The 12,351-nt window shown below is 42.3% G+C and carries 7 protein-coding genes; all 7 read left to right on the top strand.

Features of this window, described 5'->3' with window-relative positions:
* The first annotated feature begins 2 nt into the window (after positions 1-2).
* The 7 genes from AACR09_RS24515 to AACR09_RS24485 all read left to right on the top strand — a co-directional run bounded on the left by AACR09_RS24515 (position 3) and on the right by AACR09_RS24485 (position 11,798).
* Positions 3-1,955 (top strand): recombinase family protein, encoded by a 1,953-nt coding sequence (locus tag AACR09_RS24515; RefSeq protein WP_265575670.1) that lies wholly within the window; start codon positions 3-5, stop codon positions 1,953-1,955.
* A gap of 140 nt (positions 1,956-2,095) precedes the next feature.
* Positions 2,096-3,643 carry a type I restriction-modification system subunit M gene (locus tag AACR09_RS24510; protein ID WP_193834637.1) on the top strand — a complete coding sequence of 516 codons (1,548 nt, stop codon included), beginning with the start codon at positions 2,096-2,098 and terminating at the stop codon, positions 3,641-3,643.
* Positions 3,633-4,886: a restriction endonuclease subunit S gene (locus AACR09_RS24505; RefSeq protein WP_193834635.1), complete on the top strand. Its 1,254-nt coding sequence runs from the start codon at positions 3,633-3,635 to the stop codon at positions 4,884-4,886. Before AACR09_RS24510 ends, AACR09_RS24505 begins: the two co-directional genes overlap by 11 nt.
* Before the next feature lie 141 nt (positions 4,887-5,027).
* Positions 5,028-6,872: a cold-shock protein gene (locus AACR09_RS24500; protein ID WP_228010447.1), complete on the top strand. Its 1,845-nt coding sequence runs from the start codon at positions 5,028-5,030 to the stop codon at positions 6,870-6,872.
* Positions 6,873-6,875: 3 nt separating this feature from the next.
* Entirely contained in the window at positions 6,876-10,184 is a 3,309-nt protein-coding gene (locus AACR09_RS24495; protein ID WP_193834633.1) for a type I restriction endonuclease subunit R, read from the top strand.
* Positions 10,185-10,186: 2 nt separating this feature from the next.
* On the top strand, positions 10,187-10,963 hold the full coding sequence (locus AACR09_RS24490) for a M48 family metallopeptidase (protein ID WP_193834631.1): 777 nt from the start codon (positions 10,187-10,189) through the stop codon (positions 10,961-10,963).
* Between the two features lie 4 nt (positions 10,964-10,967).
* Positions 10,968-11,798: an HNH endonuclease gene (locus AACR09_RS24485; RefSeq protein ID WP_193834629.1), complete on the top strand. Its 831-nt coding sequence runs from the start codon at positions 10,968-10,970 to the stop codon at positions 11,796-11,798.
* Positions 11,799-12,351 lie beyond the last annotated feature (553 nt).

The raw sequence follows: 12,351 nt of genomic DNA, 5'->3' as shown, positions 1-12,351 counted from the left end.
CAATGCAGATAAAAGACGAAGTGTTTAAGTCACTTTCTAACGAGCACAATCTACAGATAGCACAAGAGACGTATCAAGACTTAGGAAAATCAGCCTACAAAGGTGAACATCTAGAAAATGAGTTAGGTTTGTTTTTGTCGGCAGTAAAAAGTGGTGTTGTTGCCAAAGGCAGTATCCTTGTCGTCTACTCTCTCGACCGTTTGAGCCGACTTGAAATTGGTTACGCTAAACAAACTTACTATGACCTCACCAACAATGGAGTGAGTGTCTATTCAATGGCTGATAATCATCTTTACAGAGCGCATAACGCTGCCGATGACATCGTCTCTACAATTACCTTTGAACGTGCACACAATGAATCGAAAATTAAATCTCGGCGAGTAATTGATTCCCATAAAGAAGGGCACAAGCGCTGGAAGGAAACTGGTGAGTCACAAGGCAACCTTGGGCGCACGCCACTTTGGATCGATCAAAGTACCAACACGTTTAACATCAATGCTGAAGGTGTCAAAAAAGCGGTTGAAATGAAGATTGCTGGTTATGGTGACTTAAAAATCAAGCAATATCTTGATGCGAACTTCGAATACAAGCCTACAAGGAAAAAGGGGCGCGTCAAACAATCAAACACTTGGGATTACACATCCATTTACCAACTATGGGAGAGACGAACACTGATAGGTGAGAAGGCTTTTAAGATAGAGGGGGTGGAACATGTCATGGAAAACTATTATCCAGCATTGATTGATGAAGATACATTCCGAAAGTTGCAAGCTTTAAAGAAAAGAAAGAAAGGTAGAGACACTGGAAGCGGCAAAATCCCATTATTAAAAAGCCTTGTCCGTTGCGGTATTTGCGGTGGTGCTATGGTCTTTATGGATAAAGGTGGCGACAGGGTTAGTTATGTCTGTAATTTGGCAATTAAGGGCGAGCATGAACGTGAGTTATACAATGCCAACATGCTTGACCTGCTGACGATAAAGATTTGTAAAGATGCTTATCTCATTGAATCTGACAAAGCAAATAACGCTACCGAAGAAAATAACAAATTGAAGATAGAAGCTGAGTTGGTTGCGGAAAAAGATAACCGAGCCAAGTTATTAGAGTATTGCAGAAGAACACCGAAAGAATCATTCTTTGAGCTTCTTGAAGAAAGTGAGAATAAAATTGACGAGCTTGAAGGCAAACTGGATGCCCTTAACAACACTGATGTTGTTTTTAGTGCAGATGAGTTAGCCAGCTTACCTGACGTTTTTACTGACGATGTTCGTACGGACTACTTACACTCTGAAAGGTATAAAATACGCAATAACCTCTATCGTTTTATCTCTTCAATTACATTAAATCGAAGGTTTGAACCTTGCTGCGATGCAAAGACCAAGTTTGCTAACTGTGTTGACATCACTTGGCACTTCAAAAATGGTCAAAAACGAAGATTGGCAATGTTGCCGTATGAATTCCCGAAAGTGGAAGGTGGTGGCAAAGGGCTTTATCTGCCTTTTGTTTACATGTACGGCAGTAAAAACTATATCAATGTAGATGATGGCGATCAGCTTTTGTCAGATATCTTTAAGAAACTTCACAAACTCGATCTGACAAGGTACTTGTACCCAAGTAAAGGGCGTTATCAATGGAGTCAACGAACCCTCGAATGCGGTAAGACTCACTGGGTGCCGCTTGATAAGGCTGTCTTTCTCGAAAAGGGAATGGAAATTGTCGCAACGAGTGTCAACGATGCTGAAAAGGAAGGCAAAGATCTTAAGGCAGAAGAAAATCACCTTTCCCTTATGTTCAATGACCCATCAACGGATGATATCGTTTACGACTATCCAGACTCTACATTCATTGAATTAGTCTGTAAGTTTGGCTTCGCTGAAACGCGTGATTTTACAGAGTTTTTACGGGATAATCACTTCAATAGAGAACTCTACTCATCACTCGACTTTTTGATGTCATAAGAGTTGTTCGTTTTATTGTTGATAACGCTTCTAGAATGCCGATGAAAGGTGATTTAGAGGCGTTATTTTTTATGGTGCTTGGCATCGTATACCACTGATACTAAAGTAAGAAATTTTTAAAATATATAGGCTAGGAAAACATGCCCCTTTCTATTAACGAGATAGCTCCAATCAGCCAAGATCCTCTTTACCAAGATCAAGTCAACAAAGCCGTCTGGTCGGCGTGCGATACGTTCCGTGGCACCGTCGATCCCTCCATCTACAAAGACTTCATCTTGACCATGCTGTTCTTAAAATACATCTCAGATGTACGCCAAGACAAAGTGGAAGAACTTACTAAACAGTTCGGTGACAACCAAGAGATGATTGAAGCCATGCTTGCCAGTCAATCATTCAAAATTCCAGCAGGTTCAACCTTCTGGGATCTGTATGATGCACGTAATACCGCAGGTAATGGTACTCGTATTGACCAAGCCCTACATGCGATTGAAGAAGCCAACGGCACCAAGCTAAAAGGCGTGTTCCAAGACATCAGCTTTAACACCGATAAACTGGGTGATGAGAAGCAAAAGAACGACATTCTACGCCACCTATTGGAAGACTTTGGAAAGCCAACCCTAAACTTACGTCCTAGCCGTGTTGGCTCGCTGGATGTGATTGGTAACGCCTACGAATACCTGATCAAACACTTTGCCGCAGGCAGTGGTAAATCGGCAGGTGAATTCTATACCCCGCCAGAGGTATCGGATCTGCTTTCTATCATCCTAGAACCACAACAAGGCGACAGCATTTGTGACCCTGCATGTGGCTCTGGCTCACTATTGATGAAGTGTGGTAAGCAAGTTCAAAAGAACTTTGGCGGCTCTAAGCAGTATGCTCTGTTTGGTCAAGAAGCGATTGGATCAACATGGTCATTGGCGAAAATGAACATGTTCCTGCATGGCGAAGACAACCACCGCATTGAATGGGGCGACACCATTCGTAACCCTAAGCTGCAAGACAGCGATGGTGGTTTACTGCACTTTGACGTAGTAACCGCAAACCCGCCATTCTCATTAGATAAATGGGGTCATGAAGATGCCGAAAGCGATCACTTTGGTCGTTTCCGTCGTGGCGTGCCACCAAAAACCAAAGGCGACTACGCATTCATCTCACATATGATTGAAACCCTGAAACCAGAGGCAGGTCGTATGGGTGTGGTTGTGCCTCATGGTGTACTATTCCGCGCATCTTCTGAGGGTAAAATCCGTAAACAACTGATTGAAGAAAACCTGTTAGATGCAGTAATCGGTTTACCAGAAAAACTGTTCTTCGGTACAGGTATTCCAGCGGCAATCTTGATCTTTAAGAAGAAAAAAGACACCAATGATGTGATGTTTATTGATGCCTCGCGTGAGTTTAAGTCTGGCAAAAACCAAAACGTACTGACACAACAGAACATCGACAAGATCGTGAAGACTTACCACAGCGGTGACAACGTCGATAAGTACGCGTATGTGGCAACCCTTGATGAGATCCGTGAGAACGATTACAACCTCAACATTCCTCGTTACGTAGATACGTTTGAAGAAGAAGCAGAAATTGATTTGATGGCTGTGCGTAGTGAGCGTTTGGTACTACAAACTGAACTAGCTGACCTAGAAGCAGAAATGGCGGGCTACCTAGAGGAGTTGGGTTATGGTGCCTAATGGTTGGCTTAAAACTGATCTCAATCCCTTTATAGATATCAAACATGGCTTTGCCTTTAAGAGTGAATACTTTAGAGAGGAAGGTGAGTATGTGCTTTTAACTCCTGGTAGTTTCTATGAACCAGGTGGCTTTCGCGACCAAAAGAGCAAAACAAAGTATTATGTGGGCGACATTCCCAAAGGATATTTACTATCAAAAGGCGAGTTACTTGTTGCTATGACCGAACAAGCTGCTGGGCTTTTGGGTAGTACGTTGTTTGTCCCTAGTCATGATCGCTATTTGCATAATCAACGGCTTGGTCTGATTCAAATAAAAGACAAAAATGGTATTTGTCCTGAGTTTCTATACCTAACTTACAATTCACCATATGTTAGAAAACAAATAGCAGAGCAATCTACAGGAACCAAAGTAAAGCACACATCGCCAGATAAGCTTAAATCTGTGATTTGTTTGCTTCCCCCACTCCCAGAACAACGCAAAATCGCCCAAACCCTATCAACATGGGATCGCGGTATTGCAACGACTGAAAAGCTGATTGATGCCAGCAAGCAGCAGAAAAAAGCCTTAATGCAGCAGTTGTTGACGGGTAAAAAGCGGTTGGTTGATCCTGAGACGGGTAAAGCGTTTGAGGGGGATTGGGAATCTAAATCACCGATTAGTTTGTTTAAGCTTTTTAGCGGTTTTGCGTTTAAAAGTGCTGATGCGACAGACTCCGGTACGAAATGGTTAAAAATTGCAAATGTTGGGATTGGAGAAATTAAATGGGACGCAGATAGCTTTCTACCGAGACACTTTTTATCTGAACACAAAAAGTTTTTACTAACTAAAGGGGATATAGTTGTTGCCCTTACTCGACCAACTCTTGGCAACAAATTAAAGGTCGCAAGGCTAACAAAAGAAAGTGATACATCTTTGCTAAATCAAAGGGTAGCAAAAATAGTATGTAAAAATAATGTTAGTTCAGAGTTTATCTTTCAAGTGCTTCGTAGTGATCAATTTGCTCACAGAATCAATATTGGACTACTTGGTACTGATCCACCTAATTTAAGTGTCAAAGTTCTTGACGATTTTGTAATTGCAGTTCCTCCATATCAAGAACAACAAAAAATCGCGTCAGTGCTTACTGCTGCCGATAAAGATATCGAGTTATTAGAAACCAAACTTGCACACTTCAAGCAAGAGAAAAAGGCGTTGATGCAGCAGTTGTTGACGGGTAAGCGTCGCGTCTCCCTGTCATCTTAGTGCCTGTCGCCTAGTGATAAATGCTAAGAATACATTAACGTAGCTTTGGTTACTGCATAAAAATAACACTATTTGGGCTGCTAATGTGGCCCAATTTGTCATTCAGTTGGTGCCAGCATTGTCTGGTTAGGTTAGGTAACATTGACAACTTTACACCTTGGTAAAGTGAAATGGTTTGGTGGTCATAACAGTAAAACAGACCGCGAAAACGACTTTGGCTTCATTTCTATGGATAATGGAGAGAGCGCTTTTGTTCACAAATCATCACTAGAAAACTGCTCATCTCTAGAAGAGGGCGATTCGGTTCTATTTACTCAAGTTGCTGGAAAAAAGGGAATTCAAGCAGAAAGCGTAACGAGACTGTTTCCATTTAACGAAGATATTCTTAATATTTTTGTTTTTGGTTTCACTGATGAAGAGCTAAAAAAAGGCCGAGAGGGATCGATAGCCCCGCTATTGGCATACCTGTTACAACAGCCATCGCTGATCAATCTTAAAAATAATTCAGAGCTAAAGGATTGCTTAAAAAGCTTATGTGAAAGTGAGTACGGACATAAATTTATCTGTACTCTATCTTTGGAGAGTTCACATAAACAATTGATTGCAGAATTGATCTGTGATTGCAAAAATTGGAGTGTGCTTTTTGATAACGCAGGGTTTAGCAAGCTCGGTTTCTCCAACAGCATTGCTACTCTTGGTTACGCGCTTTTGTCACCCAACTATATAACGTCAAACCTTGCTACTCTTAGTGAGCATTTATTGGCGTTATCAGAAGTCGAACGTATCAATGCTTTAACACAGTTGAATAACGCCCTTTCATTAAGCGCGGTGTTGTACTTAATTTTTAGTGGTGCAGCACCACATCCTAAACATTGGGAGAAAGAGAAAGGGCAATTTGGTAACCAAGTACCTTTTTCTACTTTGTTGAACCTGTTTGTTGAAGGAACTGTGAGTCGCGAAAATCAGGTTGAGGTAGATGATTTTGTTCGTGATATTTACAGAGAACGATTTGATTCATTTTCTGATTATTGCCAGCATCCTGTAATAGCGCCAATCATTAAGCCCTGTTTGATTAAACGGAAAATGTTTTTTAAAGATATGAGCTTTATCGGTGACGTTCAAAATGATAAAGCGTTGTGGCACGACCCTGAAATGTGGTTCTTGAGTGAGAGTTTACCTTTGATTTTCGCAGGCAACGGCCATGATGATATTGAAAAAGTGATTCTTCATAAACTTTGGCAAGCTATATTAACGAAACACATTGATATTGATCACTCAGCGTTGTTTAAGCTTTTTCCTCAATGTAATACGTTAAAATACCGTTACTCCCACATGCACCTTTCCTGTGAGGCATTCCACTGGACTCCAAAAGAGGGGGCGGCGCGTTTTTTGTGTCGCTCAAAAGAGTGTCATGATCCCCAAGTGATGCCTGACCTCACAAAGCCCTATTTTGACTTTTCGGTATTTGATTGGCTAGCACATTATGGTATCAACTATGCGGTAGAGAGTGCCCCTTCAAAGCGTGACTTCTCGATCAAACTAGCGGGTTATGTGAATAGAATTCGTGAGTTACATTCTAGATTGAACTGCCGTAGTTGTGGCAATTTAATGATACCTGATATGAAGTACGCGAGAGTGGAAGTTAAGTCTATCGACCCTAACACCAAACAATTAATAACAACTCCTGTGAACGCGGCCTATCGATTAACAGTCTTTAGTTGTAATACAGAAGGATGCGGTGAATTTGGGCACAAATATTATATAAACCATTGCCTGCATTACAAATGTCATGAGCTTATTGATAGCCGAGACATTATAGAGAAGTGTAGCGAGGGACGTTATATATGCACATGTGGTGCCTGTTGCAACAAGCATGCTGACAGAGAACAGAGCGTGGACATATTAGCAAATTCGGCTGTTAAACATCGTGAGTTATATAAAGACTCGCCTTCAATACGAAATGTTCGGAACTGGGATGAGAGATAGAAAATGAATCAGTTGGCAAATTTTAAAGAAGAATTCAGTTCAAAAATCCCCGCACTAACCTTGCTTACTAACCTTGGTTATCAGTTCATTTCGCCGAGTGAATGCATGGCAATGCGTGGCAACAAAACTACTGTGATCTTGCCGCAAATCTTACGCAAGGTATTAAGCTTTAAAACCTATTCATTCATGGGTAAAGAGCGCCATTTATCACAAGCTGCGATTGACAAAATCGTGCAAGAGCTTGCCAATCCTGCCATGAATGAAGGGCTTAAAGCGGCCAATGAGAAGCTCTATAACGCGTTAACCTACGGTATTGGCGTCACCGAGTTTGTTGATGGCAAAAAAGCGAACCCAACCATTCAAATCATTGATTGGGACACACCTGAAAACAACCAATTTCATTTCACCGAAGAGATGGATGTAGACAATACTCAAGGTACAACCTACTACACGCCTGATATCATTTGTTTTGTTAATGGATTACCGTGGGTAGTGATCGAAGCAAAACGACCTAATTCGTCAACGACAGGGAAACCGACGATTGATGAAGGCATCTCTCAAACGATTCGAAATCAGAAGCAAGAGCATATTCCAACCCTGTTTGCTTACAATCAGTTGGTGATGTCCGTCAATGGGCATGATGGACGCTACGCTACATGCGGTACACCGAGTAAGTTTTGGGCGAAATGGAAAGAAGAAGAAATTAGTGAAAGCACCTTTGAACGCCTCAAAAACACGCCGTTGAATGGCGCTCAACTGAATGCAATTTTCAGCCATCGCACGCCAGCAATCAAAGATGAATACCTGTCACTGATTGCAGGCGGTGATTTAGTGGTGACCGATCAAGATCGCTTATTGGTCTCCTTGCTGCGCCATGACCGCTTACTAGAGCTAACCCGTTTATTTACCCTGTTTGATAAAAAAGCAGGCAAGATTGTTGCGCGTTATCAGCAAGTTTTTGGTATCAAAGCCTTAGTGGAGCGCATCACTTCTTTTGATGATAAAGGCGCACGTAACGGCGGTGTGATCTGGCATACCACTGGTTCAGGCAAATCATTCACTATGGTGTTCTTGTCAAAAGCACTGATTTGGTTAAAAGAGTTAGCCAAATGCCGCGTTGTGGTTGTGACTGACCGTGTGGATTTAGAAGATCAGCTTGCTCGCACCTTTGCCTCTGGCGGCGCTTTGTCAGATAAAGACAAAAAAGATGCGATGGCAACTACTGGCAAACGCCTTGCAGAGCAAATTGGGAAAGGCAATGAGCGCATTATTTTCTCAATCATCAACAAGTTTGGCACGGCTATTAACCTACCTGAATGCTACAATGATAGCCCTGATATTATCGTGCTAGTGGATGAGGGTCACCGTAGCCAAAACGGTGAGAACAACATCCGAATGCAGCAAGCCTTGCCGAAAGCTGCTTATATAGGTTTTACAGGTACGCCACTGCTTCAAGACGATAAAACCGAGAATAAGTTCGGTAAGATCATTCACTCTTACACCATGCAGCAAGCCGTCGAAGATGGCACTGTTACGCCGCTGTTGTACGAAGAACGTAAGCCTGATCTGAGCACCAACGACAAAGCCATTGATGCATGGTTTGACCGTATCACCGATACCCTATCGGAAAAGCAACGCGCTGACTTAAAGCGTAAGTTCGCGCAAAAAGGTCAGATCTACCAAACTGAAGGGCGTTTAGAGTTAATCGCGCACGATATTTCTGATCACTTCCAGAACTTCAAGCAGCAAGGTTTGAAAGGACAACTGGCGTGTGATTCTAAAACCTCTGCAATCCGCTATAAGAAGCTTCTCGACCAAATCGGTAAAGTCACTTCAGTGGTTGCGATGTCGCCACCCGATACCCGTGAGGGACACGATAACGTCGATAATGAAAGTACCGATCTGGTGCAAAATTGGTGGAAAGAGAACGTCACACAAAAAGGCTGGATCGATGAAAAAGCCTACACCAAGCACATCATCCAAGAATTTGAAAAGGATGAAGGACCCGACATTATGATCGTGGTCGATAAACTGCTAACGGGCTTTGATGAGCCTAAAAACACGGTATTGTATATCGACAAGCCGTTAAAGCAGCACAACCTTATTCAAGCCATTGCGCGTGTTAACCGCCTGCACAGCAAAAAGCAGTTCGGTTATTTGATTGATTACCGTGGCATCCTCAAAGAGCTGGATATCACCATTGAGAAGTACCAAGACTTAGCTGAACGTACCCAAGGCGGCTTTGATATCGATGATCTCAAAGGTTTATATAACCGCATGGATACTGAGTACAAAAAGTTGCCAGGTTTGTATGATGACCTTTGGGCAATTTTTTCTTGTGTGAAGAACAAGCAAGATGGACAAGCACTTCGTCAGGCTTTGGCACCTAAAATTGATACCATTGATGGTCAGCTAATTGATACCATTGATGGTCAGCTAACTGATACCAACTTAAAGCTGCGTAATGATTTTTATGATGCGCTGACCGCGTTTGCTAACTGCCTAAAAGTAGCACTTCAATCAGCAACGTACTTTGAAGATAAAAGCTTCGACAATAAGCGAGATTTATACAAGAGCACGCTGAAATCCATGAGCCAACTGCGCCAACAAGTACGTGCAGATGCAGAGGAAACAGTGGACTACGACGAATATTTGGAAAATATTCGCGCCATGTTAGACAAGCACATTGCAGGCGTGTCGATTGAAGAACCTGAGGGTGCTTATCTGGTTGGCAACATGGGTAAAGATGCCAAACCAGATCAAATGACCGGTGATGAAGCCAAAAACAAAAAGGATGTCATCACAGGTCGTGTAACCAAGATGATTGAGCAAGATTTGGCGGATGATCCGTATGCCCAAGAGTATTTCTCAAACTTGTTAAAGCAAGCTATCGAGAAAACCAAGGAGATGTTTGATAGCCCCGTTAAACAGTATCTTCTATTTGCGGATTTCGAGCAGCAGGTCAGAGACCGCGATGTGGCAGGATTACCAACGGATCGCTTTGTAGAGCTTGACCCTAAAATCAAACGCCATGTTCAAGCCTACTATGGTCTGTTCCTAAAAGTGCTAGGTGAACCATCACCGCTAACGGAAGATCAATACTTTAAGTATGTCTTAGACATTGATGGCATTGTGCGTAAAGCGGTTGCCGAGTTTTCAATTAACCCATCAGAGATTGAAAACCAAATTCGTTTAGGACTGCTGCCTCTTTTGTTCAATGATGTTGGTATCGACAAAGCACAAGCCATTATTACAGATGTCATTCAGATCACCCGTCTTGGCCTGTCTGGTAACAATAAGTCAGGTCACTAAGCATGACTTCTGTTAACCATCAAGAAGGCAATACCGAGGAATACAGCTTCATCTATGGTGATGAAGCTGTTACCTATGAGGTGATCCGCAAGGTATTTGCCGAAGGCAAGAAAAAGAAAATCACCATCCGAGTACATCCAGATTGTCGAGTGGCTGTCACTGCGCCTCAAGATGCTGATAAATCGGCAATCCATGAGGCGGTCATGCAACGCGCTCAATGGATTTGGAATGCACTGGTCGAGTTCCGATCTCACTTAGAATATGTGCAAACCAAACACTATGTGAGTGGTGAGATGCAATTCTATCTAGGCCGTCGCTATGTGTTAAAGGTGGTTGAAGACCAAGAAGCAATTTCCAACGTGAAAATGGGACGAGGCAAGCTGTTAGTCACGCTCAACCGCTTCAATGAAGATAAACCAAAGCTAGTTAAAGCGTTGGTATCTGGTTGGTATGGCGTTCGTGCAGAGCGCATATTCCATGAACGCTTAGCAGAGCTTTTACCGCAGGCAACATGGGTAGAAGGTATTCCTTCATTTCGCATTATGCCGATGCAAAAACAATGGGGAAGCTGTTCAGCCAAGGGGACGTTGATGCTCAACCCTCACCTGATCAAAGCCCCTAAAGAGTGCATTGATTACGTGATCTTACATGAGCTTTGCCACATCGCAGAGTACAACCACAGTGAGCGCTTTTGGCGCTTGTTAACTAGCGTAATGCCGAACTGGAAAGAAGTGAAAAGCAAGCTCGATGGTATGGCTGAGCTGTATTTGAATGAGTGAGAGAATGGTTAATACGTACCTATTTCAGGGCAACCCCAAATATTACGATATGGATACCTACTTGGCGACACATCCATACATTTACTGGCGCTGTCCAAACTACAAAGATAAGATTCAAATCGGAGACAAAGCCATATTGTGGCGAGCTGGTAAAGATGCAGGCATGATTGCTATTGGGGAAATTGTTGAAGCCCCAACTCCTGCATCAAGTATCAAGTTTCCTGAATTGCTGGGGCAGCGTTTCTGGACTTCGGACGAAATGGATGTCAACGATATAAAGGTTGGCATTGCTATCAGTGAAGTTAGATTGTCTTGTGGCGAGTATTCAACAACACGTGAGCACTTCAAGTTAGATTCAGTTGCCAGCAAACATCGAATTATTACTAATCCCACTGGTACAGTATTTCAAGTCGAAGACACAATAGCTCATGCAATGCTCTCAGCTTGGAATAATAGCGATGATTCAGATGAAGATATCGATGAAATCACGCCTAGTAAAGTTACGGATTCCGAGGGTAAGTATCGTTATGTGCTGCACAAGAGAAGAGAGCGTTCAAGTGCTTTGCGCAAGGCGAAAGTTAAGCATTTTCTGACAACCAATGATTTCATCCATTGCGAACTATGCCGTGTAAATCTCAACGAGAAATACCCAAGTTCTCTTTCTGAAGGATATATTGAAGTTCATCATATCAAACCAATATCAACACTGTTGGAGCACACACCGACTCACATCTATGAGCTGATACTTCTATGCCCGAATTGTCACCGGATGGTGCATAGAACAAAAGATGCGGAGAAAAACTTGGAAGAGTTGAGGTCGTGGTTTTTTAGATAAGTTCGATCTCGCTAGCCTTTTGCTTTTTCGCCAAGACTTCTGCCAATTTGCGTGGATTGTTAATGTTGATGGCTTCTGATTTATTCTTTTTGCTTTTGTTCTTCATGTTGGTGTTCCTTGTAAGTCACTAACCCACACAATAGCCCAAATCAATATCCATTTAGTATCTATTTCTGCTGTTACTCGCCCCAACCCTCTGGTTGGCGTTATGTGCGCCTTTAGGTGGTGTTTTTGAGGTTGAAGGGCCTTTTCTGATTAAGGGTTAACCTACCTTTTGATTGGATTGGTGCTCTTTACTCGATTAGTTATAACCACTACGTATTCCTTTGTTTCTTACACTGTGGTTCTTGATTTTTGTAAAGAGCATGGCTGTAAGCCAACATATAGGATTGGAACAATCCTCCAAAAACAAACTAACGTAGCTAGTCTGGGTCTTGTATCTCAGTTCGTTTTTGCTGTGGTTCTTTCTCTTATAAAAATGAGAGAGTGAGCTTTATAAGTTTTATTCTTTCATTAATTTAAGATTTAGGGGGAGGTAAAACGTTTATGTTCA

It is taken from the genome of Vibrio sp. OPT20, assembly GCF_963889365.1.
GTDB classification, from domain to species: domain Bacteria; phylum Pseudomonadota; class Gammaproteobacteria; order Enterobacterales; family Vibrionaceae; genus Vibrio; species Vibrio splendidus.
This window is presented reverse-complemented; position numbering and strand designations above follow the sequence as displayed.